The organism is Bradyrhizobium sp. CCBAU 45389, from assembly GCF_028128625.1.
Classification (GTDB): domain Bacteria; phylum Pseudomonadota; class Alphaproteobacteria; order Rhizobiales; family Xanthobacteraceae; genus Bradyrhizobium; species Bradyrhizobium liaoningense_B.
The window spans coordinates 82,023-98,305 of record NZ_LBIY01000010.1; the positions used below are offsets into that span (position 1 = coordinate 82,023).

Annotated in this window: 14 protein-coding genes; 10 read left to right on the forward strand and 4 right to left on the reverse strand. The window is 64.6% G+C overall.

The window, feature by feature from the left end; translation table 11 throughout:
• Nucleotides 1-76 precede the first annotated feature (76 nt).
• Together XH79_RS05910 and XH79_RS05915 are read right to left on the reverse strand one after the other, a co-directional pair.
• On the reverse strand, nucleotides 77-742 hold the full coding sequence (locus tag XH79_RS05910) for a response regulator transcription factor (RefSeq protein WP_212336095.1): 666 nt from the start codon (nucleotides 740-742) through the stop codon (nucleotides 77-79).
• Nucleotides 739-3,165 (reverse strand): PAS domain S-box protein, encoded by a 2,427-nt coding sequence (locus XH79_RS05915; RefSeq protein ID WP_212336096.1) that lies wholly within the window; start codon nucleotides 3,163-3,165, stop codon nucleotides 739-741. Before XH79_RS05915 ends, XH79_RS05910 begins: the two co-directional genes overlap by 4 nt.
• Nucleotides 3,166-3,900: 735 nt before the next feature.
• Here XH79_RS05915 and XH79_RS05920 point away from each other — a divergent pair.
• The 3 genes from XH79_RS05920 (at nucleotide 3,901) to XH79_RS05930 (ending at nucleotide 4,827) form a co-directional block, all read left to right on the forward strand.
• Nucleotides 3,901-4,272, forward strand: a complete 372-nt coding sequence (locus XH79_RS05920; protein WP_271581031.1) for a hypothetical protein — start codon at nucleotides 3,901-3,903, stop codon at nucleotides 4,270-4,272.
• On the forward strand, nucleotides 4,269-4,457 hold the full coding sequence (locus XH79_RS05925) for a hypothetical protein (protein ID WP_212338276.1): 189 nt from the start codon (nucleotides 4,269-4,271) through the stop codon (nucleotides 4,455-4,457). Before XH79_RS05920 ends, XH79_RS05925 begins: the two co-directional genes overlap by 4 nt.
• Nucleotides 4,458-4,524: 67 nt before the next feature.
• Complete coding sequence (locus XH79_RS05930; protein ID WP_271581032.1) at nucleotides 4,525-4,827, forward strand: hypothetical protein; 303 nt, start codon at nucleotides 4,525-4,527, stop codon at nucleotides 4,825-4,827.
• 83 nt (nucleotides 4,828-4,910) lie between these two features.
• On the opposite strand, the gene XH79_RS05935 is transcribed toward XH79_RS05930, so the two are convergent.
• Nucleotides 4,911-7,109: a lytic transglycosylase domain-containing protein gene (locus tag XH79_RS05935; RefSeq protein WP_271581033.1), complete on the reverse strand. Its 2,199-nt coding sequence runs from the start codon at nucleotides 7,107-7,109 to the stop codon at nucleotides 4,911-4,913.
• A 319-nt stretch (nucleotides 7,110-7,428) separates the two neighbouring features.
• Here XH79_RS05935 and XH79_RS05940 point away from each other — a divergent pair, with 319 nt between their 5' ends.
• The 7 genes from XH79_RS05940 to XH79_RS05970 all read left to right on the forward strand — a co-directional run bounded on the left by XH79_RS05940 (nucleotide 7,429) and on the right by XH79_RS05970 (nucleotide 15,224).
• Nucleotides 7,429-9,165, forward strand: a complete 1,737-nt coding sequence (locus XH79_RS05940) for an adenylate/guanylate cyclase domain-containing protein (RefSeq protein WP_271581034.1) — start codon at nucleotides 7,429-7,431, stop codon at nucleotides 9,163-9,165.
• A 124-nt stretch (nucleotides 9,166-9,289) separates the two neighbouring features.
• Nucleotides 9,290-9,466, forward strand: a complete 177-nt coding sequence (locus XH79_RS05945; RefSeq protein WP_212336099.1) for a hypothetical protein — start codon at nucleotides 9,290-9,292, stop codon at nucleotides 9,464-9,466.
• A gap of 252 nt (nucleotides 9,467-9,718) precedes the next feature.
• Nucleotides 9,719-9,931: a hypothetical protein gene (locus XH79_RS05950; protein ID WP_212336100.1), complete on the forward strand. Its 213-nt coding sequence runs from the start codon at nucleotides 9,719-9,721 to the stop codon at nucleotides 9,929-9,931.
• A 500-nt stretch (nucleotides 9,932-10,431) separates the two neighbouring features.
• Nucleotides 10,432-10,653 (forward strand): hypothetical protein, encoded by a 222-nt coding sequence (locus XH79_RS05955; RefSeq protein ID WP_212336101.1) that lies wholly within the window; start codon nucleotides 10,432-10,434, stop codon nucleotides 10,651-10,653.
• Nucleotides 10,654-10,732: 79 nt separating this feature from the next.
• Nucleotides 10,733-11,317, forward strand: a complete 585-nt coding sequence (locus XH79_RS05960) for a hypothetical protein (RefSeq protein WP_442869915.1) — start codon at nucleotides 10,733-10,735, stop codon at nucleotides 11,315-11,317.
• Between the two features lie 1,374 nt (nucleotides 11,318-12,691).
• Nucleotides 12,692-14,416, forward strand: coding sequence for a dihydroxy-acid dehydratase (gene ilvD, locus XH79_RS05965; RefSeq protein ID WP_271581035.1), 1,725 nt, complete (start codon nucleotides 12,692-12,694; stop codon nucleotides 14,414-14,416).
• Nucleotides 14,403-15,224 carry a tetratricopeptide repeat protein gene (locus XH79_RS05970; RefSeq protein WP_212336104.1) on the forward strand — a complete coding sequence of 274 codons (822 nt, stop codon included), beginning with the start codon at nucleotides 14,403-14,405 and terminating at the stop codon, nucleotides 15,222-15,224. Before ilvD ends, XH79_RS05970 begins: the two co-directional genes overlap by 14 nt.
• A 151-nt stretch (nucleotides 15,225-15,375) precedes the next feature.
• Here the strand turns inward: XH79_RS05970 and xth are convergent, their stop codons facing one another.
• On the reverse strand, nucleotides 15,376-16,173 hold the full coding sequence (xth, locus tag XH79_RS05975) for an exodeoxyribonuclease III (protein ID WP_271581036.1): 798 nt from the start codon (nucleotides 16,171-16,173) through the stop codon (nucleotides 15,376-15,378).
• Nucleotides 16,174-16,283 lie beyond the last annotated feature (110 nt).

Below are 16,283 nucleotides of genomic sequence, written 5' to 3' on the forward strand. Positions count from 1 at the left end.
CTGAACGGGGAGCCGCCGGCCGCGGTTCAGCCGCTTCAGGGAAAGTGGGCCACCAGAGCGCGCTTGGAAAGCATACTTAGGTTTGCAGGTGACCCCTATTGCGCGGGATTCCGAGCGCGTCGGTCATCCTGACGAGATCGGCCAACGACTTCGCCCCCATTTTCCGCATGATCTGCCCGCGATAGATCTTCACGGTGATTTCGGCTAATCCGAGCTCGGCGGCGACCTGCTTGTTCATCAGGCCGGATGCAACCAGGGAGAGGACATCGCGCTCGCGTGGTGTCAGCCCCTCGAAACGGGATCGCACGCCCGAGATCGACTTCTCGGCATCGCGCCGCTTGCGATCTCGTTCGATCGCCGCTTGCACCGCGTCCAGCATGTCCTGGTCGCGCACCGGCTTGGTCAGAAAATCGACGGCACCGCTCTTCATGGCTCTCACCGTCATGGGGATATCGCCGTGACCGGTGATGAAGATAATGGGCGTGTGAATATTGGCCTTGGCGAGGTCGGCCTGGAGGTCGAGGCCGCTCAAGCCAGGCAGGCGGATGTCGAGCACGAGGCAACTGGGGACCGCGGGCGGTTTGGCCTCCATGATCTCAGCCGCCGAACTGAAGGCTTCGACCTTGAGACCGACCGATTGAAAGAGATTGGTCAGCGCGCGGCGCATCGACGGATCATCATCGACGATCAGGACGACCGGATCACCGGCGCTCGCCTGGGGCTGCTTTTCATGGTCAGTCACGACGAGTCCTTGTGCGGCAAGGGCAGGGCGATCTGGAATGTTGCACCGCGCCCCTCATTTTGAAAGGCCGAAAGCCGGCCCGCGTGAGCCTCGATGATCGATCGGCAGATCGACAGTCCCATTCCCAGACCGCTCGATTTCGTCGTGAAGAAGGGAGTGAAGATGCGCTCCTTGACGTCTTTGCCGAGGCCGACACCGCGGTCCGTCACGGTGAGTAGGAGGCGGTCGTCATCGTCGGCCCGGCGCGAGCGGATCGCCAGTTCGCGCGGGAGGTCCACATTGCCCTGCATGGCTTCGATGCCGTTCATCACCAGGTTGATCAGCACCTGCTGGAGCTGGATCCGGTCGCCGCAGATCCGGGGCAGCTCGGACGCCAGCTCCATGCGCACCGATACCGCGTGGGTCGCGAGCTCGCGCCGAACGAGCGCCACAGCCTCCCTGACGACCTGGTTGACGTCGAGTGGAACGACCTCGATCTCGGTCTTCTTCGCGAGCGCCCTGATCCGGCGGATCACCTCGGTTGCCCGATTGGCGTCCTCGACGATCCATTCGGCGGAACGGCGCGCGGCCTTCAGATCGGCCGGTTCGCGGTCGAGCCAGGCGATGCAGGCGTCCGCATTGGAGATCACTGCGGCAAGAGGCTGGGTGATTTCGTGGGCAATCGAGGTGGTCAGCTCGCCGAGCGTCGTGACGCGCGTGACATGGGCGAGTTCGCTTTGCGCCTTGCGCAGCGCCTCTTCCGCCTGCTCGACGCGGATCGCCGCCGTGACGTCGCTGCTGACGCCGCGATAGCCGAGAAAATTGCCTTGCGCATCATGGAAGGGCTTGCCGCTGGTGCGCACGTAGATCGGCGAGCCGTTACGATCCCTGCTGCGGTAGATCAGATCGCGGAACGGAACGTGGGCATCGAGCGCCGCGCGATGCTGCTCCCATTTGTCCGGCTCGAGCTCGGCGTCGGGTGGGATGTCCCAGCGGGTCAGGCCGATCAAGCCCGTCGGCGGCGCGGTGGAGGTATCGGCATGTTCGGATATCCGCGTGATGCGGTGGTCAGGCCCGGTCTCCCAGAACCAGTCCGATGCGGTTTCGGCATAGTCGCGGAAGCGCTGCTCGGATGCCTTGAGCTCGTCGAACGCCTTATGCAGGGCATCCTTGGCCGCGTACTGCTCGGTGACGTCGACATGCGTGCCGATGATTTCCATCACCTCGCCGTCGCGGCCTATCACGGGATGCCCTTCGCTGTGAACGCGTCTGATCGAACCGTCGGGGCGCACAATCCGGAAGTCGATCTGAAAGGGCTGCTTCTGCCTGATAGCTTCGCGCTCCATCTCGATAATCCGCTGAAAGTCCTCCGGCAAGATGCGTTGCTGGAAAGCCTTGGCCGGGACATCGATCTGGTCCGGCTCAAACCCGAACAGACGATAGAGTTCAGTCGATCGGTAGGCGAACTCCTGACGATGGACGTCCCAGGCCCAGCTGCTCGTTTGGCTGAGGCGCTGGGCTTCAGCCAGATAGGCTTCACTGCGGCGCAGCCTCTGTTCCGCTTCCTTGGCGCTCGTGACATCGGTCACCGCTCCGGCAAACTCGATGCGGCCGGATGTGTGTCGCACCGCGCGTGCCACGGAATGGAGATATTTTATCGATCCGTCCGGCATCAGCAGGCGGTATTCGTGGTCGTAATTCTCCGCCAGGCGGTAGGCCCGATCAAGGGTGCCGCGGACCGTATCGCGATCCTCCGGATGGATGCGCTGAAAGACGAAGCTCAGGGTCGGCTTCGTCGCCGGATCACATTGGAAGATGCGGAAGGTCTCCCTCGACCAGACCGCCTCGCCGGTCACAAGGTTCAAGCCGAAGCTGCCGGTGTGGCTCAATTCCTGAGCCTGGGCGAGATAGGCCTCGCTCTGCCGCAGCGCATCCTCCGTCTCCTTGCGCTCGGTGATGTTCTCGCAGGCGATCAGCAGGATCGGCGTGCCGTCGCTGCGCAGCATCGCCTTGGCGTTTTCACGGACCCAGAGCACTGACCCGTCCTTGCGGAACTTGCGAATCTCCCAGGTGTGCGACTGGTCCAAGGTCGTGAGGCACAAATCGACGCATTGACGAACGAAGTCGTGGTCCTCCTCGAAGAAGACGTTCAGCACGGATTGGCCGATCAGCTCGTCCGTCGCGTAGCCCAATTGTGCGGCACCGAACGTATTGACGTTGAGCACCGTTCCGGCCGGATCGACCATGAAGTACATGACCGGATTGTGCTCGAACACCTCGCGCCATTGCTTCATGGCGTCACGCAGATCGGTGTTCTGCCGTGCGGCGTCTGCGACCGCAGGCCCGTCCTTCTCGCCGTTGCCGAATGATCGAAGCGCCGCGAGGCCGCCGAGCAGGAATTGTGCGGCCGAATTCCCGATTTTCATGATCTGGCCAGGCATCATCGCAAGCGTCCCGGCTCGCCAGCGTCAAGGCGAGTAGAGCACTTTGCAATAACAGGGGCAATTCCCTCCGACTAAAGTCGGATTCGCGGCAGAATTCCCGATTGCCGTGCAGCTTGCGCGCGTTGCGCCGTCTCGTTGCGGGTGGACGGTGTCCGGAAAACTACGGCACAAACCTACGTATAGCTCGCACAATCCTAGTTCTAGCGCGCATTTACCTCCGTACAATTGAGCGGTGCGTTGCAGGGAGCCTAGTCTTGCGGCCAATCGAGAAGACGATTGCGGAGCACAAATTGCCGAAAAGCTCGGCGTGTTGCCTCCAAAGAGCCTGGCTCTGCGTCCGCCGCCCTGACTTGCCGGATGAATCAGGCGGTCACGATTGAGAAGCCGCATTTTCCGTGACGACCATGGCGCCTCCTGCATTTGCGCACGAGGAAGCCAGGACCCAAAGAGGTCAAGAGGAGAGGACGATGTGCGATAGCCCCGAGTACTCAGAGCGCCGTTCCGATTCCAAAGGCTGTGCCGTCTGTGCCGGCAAGTTTGGCCTGATCCGATACTACTCCTGGCGTACGCCGCTCTGCTCGCGGAAATGTCTCGACCGGTTCAGGGCGCGTCGCGAACGCGACCGCCTGTGGCTGTTCCGATGTCAGGCGGCATGAAGATCGGCTGCCGCACCTAGCCCGTCAGGCCATTTCTTCGTCCGGAGGCTGTGAGTTGAACCGTGGCTGCAAGCTCCTGTTGGCGATCGCGCTGCCGCTTCCGCTGGTGACGGGCGTGAAGGCCGAGGAAATCGTACGGGATGGTTCGCATCGTCACCATCCGCCTCAGGATCAGCTGCTGCACGAGAAATTCTATTCGGGCTGGCGCATGCCGGACAACCCGGTTCTGAGTTGCTGCAACAATGCGGATTGCTACCCGACCGAGATACGCTACGTCGACGGCAGGATCTACGCGCGGCGCCGGGAGGACGGGAAATACATCCTGATTCCGTCGCAGAAGGTCGAGCGCAACCGCGACAATCCCGATGGCCGCAACCACATCTGCGCGCCGCCGCCGTCCGCCTCTCTGATCGACACGGTCTACTGCTTCGCGCTGGGAGGTGCCACGTGAGATTCATACTGGTGAACGGCAGGACCCCGTTTCGCAAGACCTCGTGCCTGTGGTGCTGCGAGGAGATCGAGGCTGGATATCTGCGCGACGCCAGGACGCTGCTGCGCTACTGCGGCTACGAATGCTACGCGATTCACCAGGAGAAGGCGCCGTTGATCGAGGGGCGTGCGCGCGCGGCATCCTGAGCAGAGAGGCCGGCGGGACGTATCGGCGGATATTCCATCGGCAGGAAAGGACACGGCATTGAGATTCATGCTCGTCAATCAGGAACATCCCTGCCACGGCACGGTCTGCAGCGCATGCGACCGGCCGCTGGGTTCGAGTTACGTCCGGCACGTGTCCAAGCAAGAGCGGTATTGCGACTACGATTGCTACAGCCAGCAGACGGTCATCGACATGCTGTGGCCCCGCCGCGGCCCGTTCGAGGCGATCGCGGTGCTGACCGCAGTTGCGGGCTGGAGCTGGGTATTTCAGATGGGCGCGCTGTCGCGCTCACTGGCCGAAGCCTATCTGCGCGAGTACGACCTTCTGACCCCGGAAGGAGGTGACCGCTAGCTGCTCGATGCCGGCCGCGCAGAGAAGTCGGCCGCAGTCACCTCGTCCAGCCCGCGCCGCGTCCAGCCCCGGCGGTCGCGAGGCTAGGGCGATGGGGCTGCGGCCGATGCCGTTGGCTCCGCGCTCACTTCCTGCGTCGTGACGCGGTGCTCGGATTTCGACGCGACCATGCCGCTGCTCTCGAACCGGGCGCGGTAGACCAGCACGTTCTCCATCACGCGCTGCACGTAATTGCGCGTCTCCGACAGCGGGATGCGCTCGACCCAGTCGACCGGATCGACATTCGGATCCCTGGGGTCGCCGCGCGCCTGCACCCATTCGCGCACCCGGCCACGGCCGGCATTGTAGCCGGCGAAGGTCATGATCTGGTTGCCGCGATATTCCGACAGCAGCGCGCTCAGCTCGGCTGCGCCCATCTGCGTGTTGTAGACGGGATCGGAGACCATCCTGTCCCAGTCATAGGTCAGGCCGAAGCGCTTTGCGGTGTCGCGGCCGGCTTCCGGCGTCACCTGCATCAGCCCGACCGCATTGGCGGGCGACTTGTCGCGCTGGTCGAACGAGCTCTCGGTGCGTGCCACCGAATAGATCACGCTGGTCTCGATCGGCGGGGCGAGCTGCTTGTGCTCGGGGATGCCAATGGTCGGGAAGGCGTAATGGTCGAGCGCGAGCCCGCGCGCCAGCGCCGTCTTGCCGACCTCCAGCATGACGCGCGCATCGTTGCGCCGACCGGCGAGCTCGCCGAGCGCTTCGAGCGCTGCGACGTCGGTGCTCTCCTTGGCGAAATCCTCGGCGTAGTAGAACACCATGTCACGCTCGCCGATCCCGTAGAGCATGTCGGCGGCGCGCACGCGCTCGTCGGCAGGAGGTGTGTCGGCGGAGGCCAGAACGGGCGAGGGCGCACGCAGCTCGATGCGGTCGAGCCCGAGCTTGGCGCGGGCGAGCTGCCCGTAATAGGCGGTCGAATAGCGCGCCGCCGCCTTGTAGCTCATGCGCGCATCGGCGATCGCACCCATGGCTTCCGCCGTGCGGCCGCGCCAGTAATGTGCGCGCGACAGCGCGATCGGATTGGCCGAGCCTTCGTCGATCGCGGCGAAATGCACCATCGCCGTCCTGGGGTCGTCGAGGTAGCGCAGCGCGATCCAGCCGCACATGAAATGATAGTCGACGCGGTAGACTTCCTTCTCGGGAACCGCCGCCATGCGCACCACGTCGTACGCGGTCTTGAACTTGCCCTGGTCGAGCAGCTTGCGTGCCAGCAGGCGGCGCTCGCGCCACCAGGCATCGGTGTCCTGCGCGGCCATCGTGTCGGGCGCGGCGGCGAGGATCACCTCGGCCGCATCGTCGATACGGTCCTTCTGCAGATGCCATTGCGCGCGGCACAGCACATAGCCGAGATCGCGGCGCGCCTCGCTCGCGACATCGTCGAGATAGTCCTTGGACTTGTTCGCCTTGCTGGTGACGGCGGCGCACGCCTTGACGATCGCGAGCTCATCCTCGCCGAGCCGTTTGGCCGCGCGCCTTGCGCCGGCGTAGTCCTTGGCGCCGAGCCGCTTGTCCATGCGGGCGCGATGATCGTCGGCGTTCAGCAGATCGCGGAACGTCTCGTAGGAGTCTTCCTCGCTGCGCTCGGACAATTCGTCCGTGCGCCAGGCCTCGCGCACCAGCCGCGCGGCCCTGTCGGTCTCGCCTTCAGCAAGGAGCACGCGGGCAAGCGCGAACTTGCCCTTGGCGCTGGTCGGGCGGTCCATCGTGAATTTGTGCACGGTGGCGGCGTCGGCCTTCTCCTGCCACAGCCGCGCCTCGGCGCGGCGGCGCAACAGCGCGCTGCTCGGCCAGTCCGGGTTGGCGGCGAGGAAGCCGGCGTAGCGCTTGAAATTCGCGGTGCTCTCGGAATGGCGCAGCATGAACCAGTCGGCGAGCTTCTGCCCGGCGGGATCGGCGATGCGATCCCGCGCCGCGCTCGCGTCGTCGGTCTTGCCCTTGCGCGCGAGATCGATCGCGTCCTTCAGCGCGGCGAGATCGCCGGTGAGCGGCGGCGCGGCGGGCTTGTCCGCGGGCGCGTCGTCCTGCTTCTTCGACTTGCGTTTGGCCTCGGCATGCTTGCCGTGACGGGATTTCGCCGCGGCATGGCGCGGCTTGCCGGCCTTGCCAGTGGCTTTCGCCTCATGCGTCTTCTTCGACGCAGACGATCTATGACTGCTCTTCGCTGCCAGCTCCGACGGAAGGAGGGCCAAAGCGGCCACGGCAACGACACACGCGAGCGAGCGTAGGCACTGGTTCATTGGATGGTCCCCCTGCGAAACCACTACAAACCAAGGTCCGCGATCGTATGCGGCTCGAGAATCAAGACACCGAGAACGATGCCACGGCATCGTCTCGCATTTGTCACGCTGTCGCAACAATGCGGCAAAATACGGATGGCGCAAGGGAACTTCCGCAAATGAGAAAAGGGCAGACGCTTTAACCTTTGTTAACGATTTGGGCTCGCGCGACGGTTGTGCGCGGTCTGCAGCGTCGCAGCAGCCAGATTGCGCGTGTTCCCCGGCCGAAATCCGGTATATTGAGTTCCTCAATCCGTCCTTTAGCCTTTGCCCCGCACCCATGCCGATTTTCAACCAGTCGATCCGGCGCAAGATCGTCGGCATCGCCCTCGGATTGATCGTCCTGATGCTGGTCACCTCGATCCTGTCGATGGTGATGTCGAGCCAGGTCGGAGTCCTGCTGGACGAGCTGACGAACCGCTACATCCCGGCCTATGGCGATCTGGCGCGCGCCAACATCCGCTCGCTGGAGCGGGCGGTGGCGCTGCGGCGCATGGTCATGATGAGGATGCAGTCGCCGACGGACGAGGAGGCCTATGCGGCGCGCCTGCGCGAGTTCGAGGCAGCGGACCGCAAGATCGAGGAAGAGGCCGAGAGCGCGCGCAAGCTGATCAACGCGATCATCAACGATACCAGGACGCCGTCCGACAATGCCGCCCTGGCGCGGATCGATATCCGCATCGAGACCGCCGTCAGCGAGCTGCGGCGCGACCAGGACGAGGATCACGCAAAGCTGCTCAAGCAGATCGATGCCAAGCAGATGGCGGAGGCCCGCAACACGCTCGAGCACATCGACCTGTTACGCGACCAATTCAACCAGAAGATCGACGCCATTCGCGCCGACATGCTGAAGCAGGTGTTTGCCTCCACGGCGACGGTGATCGGTCATCAGCATCAGGCGATGATCATCTCTGGCCTCGTCACCGCCCTCGCCGCCATTGTGGGCTTTGTCTTTGCGTTGCTGGTCTCCAGCGGCATCACGCGTCCGGTGCGGCTCCTGCTCGCCGGCACCCGCGAGGTCGAGGCGGGTCGGTTCGACAAGCCCATCACGGTCTCGACGCAGGACGAGATCGGCGAGCTCGCCGCCGCCTTCAACCGCATGATCGAGCAGCTCAGGCACAACGAGCGCATCCGCGAGACCTTCGGCCGCTACATCGATCCCAAGGTGGTGCAGGGCCTGATCGACCGGCCGGAGGTCGCCATCGACGGTCAGCGTCGGGTGATGACCATCATGTTCTGCGACATGAGCGGCTTCACCTCGATGAGCGAGGGCATGACCCCGCGCGGCCTCGTCAAGGTGATGAACCACTACTTCACGGTCATGTCGGGCCCGATCAGGAGCAATCGCGGCGTCATCGACAAATATATCGGCGACGCCATCATGGCCTATTGGGGCCCGCCCTTCATCGAGGAGGACGAGCCGGCGCTGCTCGCCGGCCTGGCCGCCATCGAGATGGCCGACCAGGTGCCAGCGCTGCAGAAGCAGCTGCCGGATCTGCTCGGCATCCGCGCCATGCCGGGTCCCTGCGACCTGCGGATCGGCATTGCCACCGGCGAGGTCCTGACCGGCAGCATCGGCTCCGAGCTGATGATGAGCTTCACCGTGATGGGCGACGCCGTGAACCTCGCCTCGCGGCTCGAGGCGGTCAACAAGGTCTACGGCACCCGCATCCTGATCTCGCAGGCGACTGCTGATGCGATCGGCCCGCAGCTCGATCTGCGTGAGATCGATCGTCTCGCGGTCGCCGGCCAGAGCGCGCCGCAGCCGATCTTCGAGGTGTTGGGCAGGGCAGGCGCGCTGACCGAAGCGCAAGCGAGCCTGCGACGGCATTATGCCGAAGGTCTCGCCGCCTATCGCGCCTGCCGCTTCACCGAAGCTCGCACCGCCTTCAACGCGGCGCTCGAAGCCGTCCCTGGCGATGGTCCCTCGCGCGTGCTGCTCGATCGCATCGCGCAGTTCGAGGCCAATCCGCCGGAGGCGGGCTGGGACGGCGCCTGGCGGCTGGAGCAGAAATGAGCCGCAGCAGCGTCGTCGCAGCCTGCGCCGACGAAAATTGATGCTACCCCATAACGATGTTCGCCGTGACCTATTTCCCGGGCTTAGGTTGATTGTCCTTGAGGCGTTTGATGGGGACACGCCGATGACAGAACTTGAGGACAGGCTGGAACGGTTCGAGACGCTCACCGCCGAATGCGAGCTGATCGCCAAGCTCGCCACCGACAGCACCAAGCGCGAATTCTATCTCAAGCTCGCCGAGCACTATTACCAGCTCGCGAACGAGACGCGCCGAGCGGTCGCGACCAGGGCTGCGGCCTGAGGCGACGGTTGGGGCACAAGCTTGAGGCAAGGACTTGCGGCAAGGCGCGGACCTTCGCGCCGCGCTTGAGGTGCGGAACTCTCGCGACACCGCGGGTCCGCGGCTGAAAGCCGTTCTTAACGTTTCTCGCGCATGCTTGATGCTGATGCGAAGGGATGCCGTGCGGCTTCCTCGCAATGGGAGTGCCGGGGCCCGTTGCGGCGCAGTGTGCCTCGTGGTCGTCGCTTTGATGGTCCTTCTGCAGGCGATCCCATGCGTGTTCTTGCGTTACTTGTCCTCGCGTTCACGATGACGGCCTGCAACCAGGAGCAGGACATCACGGGCTCGACCTCGATCTGCCCGATGCGCAACTACAGCTCCTATAACCCCCGCGACATGAACCAGTGCGTGGCCGCCTGCAAGGCGTGCGACCGCGGCAATACGGTCACCTGCTCTACCTCCTGCACCCTCAAGGGCGCGCACTGACCGGCCGGCGGTTTGCAAGGGTCGCAACGGCGTCATCTCTTGTGGCCATCGTCCCGGTGAGCCGCCGCCAAAGGCTGACGGTGCCAAGGCACCGGAACGATTCACATGGGTTAATCATTGAAGGGGCGGGCAGGACTCGGAGTCCGATGGAATGGGTATGCTTGATCCCGGCCGGTTTCTGGTGTCGTGCTCGAAATGCAAGACTTGGCCGATGGCGGCCAATGTGAAGCGATCGAGCTGGTCGGCGTCCCCGCATGAGGTTCGCTTCGTGTGCCCGCGCTGCCGCCGCGAGGAAACCGCGATCATCTCCGCTTCTGGCGAATTGACCCCGATCCGGCGTATTGATGTTCCGCCGCGCGACGTTGCCGTGGCGTGGGCGCAGGCCCAGCGTCCGAGAGGCCGGACGTAGCGGGCTGGGCACGGCTCGTTTCCGTTTTTGGAACCCGGCCGATCGCTGAAGCGTTTCCGCCACCGACATCAACGCGATCGAGGTTCTGGGAATGATCAGCGAGCATTTCGACACCCGCACCCGGATCAACATGAAGCTGGCGCTGGATCGGGTCTGCCGCAGTCGTCCGCGCGGCGAGGACCACGGCTTCCGCAGATCGGTCGCCGAAAACATCATCCGCTGTGCGCTCGCAGGCCGGACCGGCATCAGTCAGCTCGTCGACGCCGGCGAGCGGGCGGTGATCCGGACGCCTCCGGAGAAAGAGCCCGCCTAGGTCCGGCTGCGGCCGCGGCTCGCGTTCGTGCCCTATCGAGGCCCCTCGGCACATGTGCTAGGATCGCCGACGGAGATCCATGATGCCTGCCGAGATGCTTTCGCCCGACGCCCATCGTTTCCGCCTTCACCCCGTCGCATCGCGCTTTGCGCCGATGTTCTGTCTTGCCTTGCTGACCGCGTCATGCGCGCTGGCAAGCCTCGCGCTCGCCTGCGCAACACCGTTCGCAGCCTTCGCCGTCGTCGCAGCCGCGATGCTGCCGCTGCGCTCCGCGCTGCTCGTCGTCACCGGGGCCTGGCTGGTGAACCAGAGCATCGGGTTCGGCGTGCTGCATTATCCGGTCGATGGCAGCACGCTCGCCTGGGGCTTTGTGATCGGTGCCGCTGCGCTGATGGCGACCGCGGCGTCGTCCGCGCTGCTTCGTGCGCTGCCGCAGGGGCGCACGCCACTGATCCTGGCCGTCACGCTTGTCGCGGCCTACGCGACCTACGAATTCGTGTTGCTCGCCGCGACGCCATTTTTGGGCGGAGAGGGCGCCTTCTCCGCCGCCATCGTGACGCGGCTTGGGCTTCTCAGCGCCATCTGGCTCGCCGGTCTCGTCGCTGTCTGCGAGATCGCCCGCCTGGCCGCTCCGCTCGGGCGCAAGGGAGCGATGTCGGCCTGAGCGGCCACTCATAGCCCGGATGAGCGCAGCGATACCTGGGAAGTCACTCGTGGAGATCCCGGATGTCGCGGAGCCTGTCATCGGGCGGCGCTTCGCGCCGACCCGTGGGCTCATCCGGGCTCCGGGACCGGGCTGTGTCGCCGGCTGTCAACGCCTTCCCATGAAAATATTCCACTTTACCGAAATTCGGATTTGCCGTATGTGTCGCCCATCCCGGCTCATCGGGAGGGGCGATCATGTTGTCGTCACGATACGCGAGCCGGGCTTGCGGTGGACGCGGCAGCGTCGGCACGAATAGGTGGCGGGCAGGGCGGGTAGTCCCTGTAGCCGCGTGCGGATGAGCGGCGCTGTGAGTTCGTCGCGCCAACATTTCGATGGCAACGTGCACAAGGCCGTCGAACCCTGTGGCGTCAACGAACGCGCGTACGGCAAAACCGTGTGGTCCTGGCCGTCGTTGCTACGGTCAAGCCTTTCGCGAAGATGCGCGCGAGCCCAACCGGGCAGACGGCATCGTCAATTCGCGAGGCGAGGGAGGCCAGAGGGAATTCGGCTCCCGGGAGAGCACGGCATAAGCCGTCCGACCATCGCGCAGGGAAGGCCGTGTGTTGGGCTTCACCTGTATGCTGCTGTGCGGTTCCTTTGCGCTACATCTTCGCGCAGCGGACCGCGGGTGCTAGCCGGCACCCAGCCTTCCCTGCGCCCTCTTGGCTCAGAGGGTGGAGAGACGAAGCAAAGCTCGGGCGAAATCAGCCGCGAGGATGCGAAGGCATGTCTGCAAGTCGAAATGCAAGCCGAACGAGCGACGCTGCTGCCCCATGCTCCGTCATTGCGAGCGCAGCGAAGCAATCCAGAATCCCTCCGCGGAAAGCCACTGGATTGCTTCGCTGCGCTCGCAATGACGACTTGGAGAGAGCGTGCGCCACACTCCGCACTCGTGCCCCGGACGCAGCGCGGCGTCCCTTCGACGGTGTGCTGCCGAGCCGGGGACGCGAGCGATGCCGCTCGTTCCGCGAGGGGCGGCCCGCGACTCACTCCGTGGGTGTGCCCGCCCGTCGGACCAAACCGCGTGCGTTGTCTTTGTCGCAAAATCTCAAGCTGTGGATTGTCATCTTCGCGGTGGTACCGGAGTAGCTGTCTCCGTGTCTTCCCGGTAACGATTGTGCTGTCTGCGCAACACCCATTCCGGATTAAGCCCTCATCGCCAGTCGTTCGCATCACCGCCGCTTTTTGGCCACACCCGAACATGAATAAAATCGCTCTAAGTTTTTCAGCGGGAGCGGCGGTCCGCGAAGGCGACGGGAAATCCCAAGGTCGATTCAAATCTTGGCTCTGATTTTTCGGGTCTGAAAGGGTTGACCGGGGAAACTGGTTGCGATGGACGCGAAGACTAACATCAAGCAGAGGCTGCCGAGCCGTCACGTGACGGAAGGCCCTGCGCGCGCGCCGCACCGGTCCTACTTCTACGCCATGGGTCTGACCACCGAGCAGATCCACCAGCCCTTCGTCGGCGTCGCCTCTTGCTGGAATGAAGCCGCTCCCTGCAACATCGCCCTGATGCGCCAGGCACAGGCGGTGAAGAAGGGCGTCGCGTCGGCCGGCGGCACGCCGCGCGAGTTCTGCACCATCACCGTGACCGACGGCATCGCCATGGGCCATGACGGCATGCGCTCCTCGCTGCCGTCGCGCGAGTGCATCGCCGATTCCGTCGAACTGACCGTGCGCGGCCACGCCTACGACGCGCTGGTGGGCCTTGCCGGCTGCGACAAATCGCTGCCCGGCATGATGATGGCGATGGTCCGCCTCAACGTGCCCTCGATCTTCATCTACGGCGGCTCGATCCTGCCCGGCAATTTCCGCGGGCAGCAGGTCACCGTGCAGGACATGTTCGAGGCCGTCGGCAAGCACTCGGTCGGCGCCATGTCGGACGAGGACCTCGACGAGATCGAGCGCGTGGCGTGCCCCTCCGCGGGCGCCTGCGGCGCGCAGTTCACCGCCAACACCATGGCGACCGTCTCCGAGGCGATTGGCCTTGCGCTGCCGTACTCGGCCGGTGCTCCGGCACCCTATGAGATCCGCGACGCCTTCTGCATGACCGCGGGCGAGAAGGTGATGGACCTGATCGCCGAGAACCTGCGGCCGCGCGATATCGTCACCCGTAAGGCATTGGAAAACGCGGCGGCGGTCGTCGCTGCCTCCGGCGGCTCGACCAATGCTGCACTGCACCTGCCGGCGATAGCCCATGAGGCGGGCATTAAGTTTGACTTATTCGACGTCGCCGAAATCTTCAAAAAGACACCATATGTCGCGGATTTGAAGCCGGGCGGCCGTTATGTCGCCAAAGACATGTTTGAAGTAGGTGGCATACCGCTTCTGATGAAGACGCTGCTCGACAACGGATTTCTCCACGGTGACTGCATTACGGTCACCGGTCGAACGATCGCCGAAAACCTCAAAAGCGTGAAGTGGAATCCGCACCAGGACGTGGTGCACCCGGCAGACAAACCCATCACCGTCACGGGCGGTGTGGTCGGTCTGAAGGGCAATTTGGCGCCAGAAGGTGCGATCGTGAAAGTCGCGGGAATGTCCAACCTCAAGTTTACCGGTCCGGCCAGGTGCTTTGACCGGGAGGAGGACGCGTTCGAGGCGGTCCAGAACCGCACCTACAAGGAAGGCGAAGTCATCGTCATCCGCTACGAGGGCCCCAAGGGCGGCCCCGGCATGCGGGAAATGCTCCAGACCACCGCGGCGCTGACCGGCCAGGGCATGGGCGGCAAGATCGCGCTCATCACCGACGGCCGCTTCTCCGGCGCCACCCGCGGCTTCTGCATCGGCCATGTCGGGCCCGAGGCCGCCGTCGGCGGCCCGATCGGGCTGCTCGAGGACGGCGACATCATCGAGATCGATGCGGACGCCGGTGCCCTTAACGTAAAATTGAGCGACCAGGAGCTTGCCCAGCGCAAGACCAAATGGACCGCTCGCGCGACTAACCACACGACGGGCGCGCTCTGGAAATATGCTCAGCAGGTTGGACCAGCGGTCGGGGGGGCTGTGACCCATCCGGGCGGCGCGCACGAGAAACAGTGCTATGCGGACATCTAGGCGTGCCATAGTTGCGTTTGTGTTGGGGGCCAGTGCGCTGGTCGCGCCCGCGCTCGCCTTTGACGGCGCGCCGGTCAACCAGAAGGACGCGACCATCCCCGTCGTGACCACGCTGCCGGGCGCCGCGGGCGCGGTGCGCGGCAAGGTGCCGCCGGCGACCCAGGAAACCTCGCTCAGCGCCCTGCAATATGCCGCCGAGGGCGGTCATCCCATCGCGCAGTGGAAGCTCGGCCGCATGTACGCCAATGGCGACGGCGTCGCCCAGGACGACATGCGGGCCTTCGAATATTTCAGCCGGATCGCGAACGCGCACGCCGAGGACAGCCCGTCGGCGCCGCAGGCGCAGGTCGTGGCCAACGCCTTCGTCGCGCTCGGCCGCTACTATCTGAGCGGTATCCCGAACTCGAAGATTAAGGCCGACCCGGAGCGGGCGCGGGAGATGTTCTCCTATGCGGCCTCCTATTTCGGCAATGCGGACGCCCAGTACGATCTCGCCAGGCTGTACCTGAAGACGCCGGACGCCTCGCGCGAGGACTTCCGCTATGGCGCCCGCTGGCTCGGCCTTGCCGCGCAGAAGGGCCAGCACGAGGCCCAGGCGCTGCTCGGCCAGATGCTGTTCAACGGCGACCGCCTGCCGCGGCAGGCCGCGCGCGGCCTGATGTGGCTGACGCTGGCGCGCGACAGCGCAGGTAGCGACGAGACCTGGATCAAGGAAAGCTACAACCGCGCCTTCGCCAAGGCCTCCGACGACGACCGCGCCATGTGCCTGCAAATGCTGGAACAATGGGTGCAGGGCCGCCGCGAGTAGGTCACCAGTGCAGGTGCCGTAGGGTGGGCAAAGGCGCCTTGGCGCCGTGCCCACCATCTCTCTCCGCGATTACGAGTGGTGGGCACGCTTCGCTTTGCCCACCCTACGGCAGTTGCGACTGCCGCTCGCTCCGACCACCTCCGCGTAAGACCTACGCCGCCTCGAGATCCAGATCCGCCCACACCGGCACGTGGTCCGACGGCTTCTCCCAGCCGCGCACATAGCTGTCGATTCCGACATTGGCGAGCTTGTCGCTGGCCTGTGGCGACAGCAGCAGATGATCGATGCGCAGGCCCTGATTCTTCTGCCAGGCGCCGGCCTGGTAATCCCAGAAGGTGTAGAGTCCCGGCTCGTCGGTCACCGCCCGCAGGGCATCGGTGAGGCCGAGGCCGAGCAGGGACTGGAAGCTCTCGCGCGTCTCGGCCTTGAACAGGGCGTCCTCGGTCCAGGCGGCAGGATTGGAGACGTCGCGGGCATGCGGGATGACGTTGAAGTCGCCTGCGAGGATCAGCGGCTCCTCGGTCTTGAGGCGCTCCTTCGAATACTCAAGAAGCCGGGACATCCATTTGAGCTTGTAGGGATATTTGTCGGTCCCGACCGGATTGCCGTTGGGCAGATAGAGGCAGGCGATCCGCATCACGCCGGACTTGAGCGTCACCACGCCCTCGAGGAAACGGGCATGGGCATCCTCGTCGTCGCCGGCGAGCCCCGACTTGGTCTCGTCGAAGCGCAGCTTCGAGAGCAGGGCGACGCCGTTGAACGTCTTCTGTCCGTGCGTGACGACGTTGTAGCCCAGCGCCTCGATCTCCAGCCGCGGGAAGGCCTCGTCGACGCATTTGATCTCCTGGAGGCAGACGATGTCCGGCTGGCACTCCCTGAGCCAGGTCAGGAGGAGATCGATCCGCTGCCGGACCGAATTCACGTTCCAAGTGGCAACTCTGATGGGCATTGGGGGAGGGCTCCAGGCAGGGGCCATGGTTAGAACAAAATGCAAACGTGCCCGTCAAGGACGCCGCAAAATCTCCCACAAAATTAACCCGGCTTAAGCGCGCCGCAGGC

Bases quoted from the DNA above. Each gene is read 5' to 3' on its own strand.
- xth (WP_271581036.1), bottom strand. From the start codon at position 16,173: ATGCCCATCAGAGTTGCCACTTGGAACGTGAATTCGGTCCGGCAGCGG.
- ilvD (WP_271581035.1), top strand. From the start codon at position 12,692: ATGGACGCGAAGACTAACATCAAGCAGAGGCTGCCGAGCCGTCACGTG.
- XH79_RS05960 (WP_442869915.1), top strand. From the start codon at position 10,733: ATGATGCCTGCCGAGATGCTTTCGCCCGACGCCCATCGTTTCCGCCTT.
- XH79_RS05945 (WP_212336099.1), top strand. From the start codon at position 9,290: ATGACAGAACTTGAGGACAGGCTGGAACGGTTCGAGACGCTCACCGCC.
- XH79_RS05940 (WP_271581034.1), top strand. From the start codon at position 7,429: ATGCCGATTTTCAACCAGTCGATCCGGCGCAAGATCGTCGGCATCGCC.
- XH79_RS05955 (WP_212336101.1), top strand. From the start codon at position 10,432: ATGATCAGCGAGCATTTCGACACCCGCACCCGGATCAACATGAAGCTG.
- XH79_RS05950 (WP_212336100.1), top strand. From the start codon at position 9,719: ATGCGTGTTCTTGCGTTACTTGTCCTCGCGTTCACGATGACGGCCTGC.
- XH79_RS05970 (WP_212336104.1), top strand. From the start codon at position 14,403: ATGCGGACATCTAGGCGTGCCATAGTTGCGTTTGTGTTGGGGGCCAGT.
- XH79_RS05915 (WP_212336096.1), bottom strand. From the start codon at position 3,165: ATGATGCCTGGCCAGATCATGAAAATCGGGAATTCGGCCGCACAATTC.
- XH79_RS05930 (WP_271581032.1), top strand. From the start codon at position 4,525: ATGCTCGTCAATCAGGAACATCCCTGCCACGGCACGGTCTGCAGCGCA.
- XH79_RS05935 (WP_271581033.1), bottom strand. From the start codon at position 7,109: ATGAACCAGTGCCTACGCTCGCTCGCGTGTGTCGTTGCCGTGGCCGCT.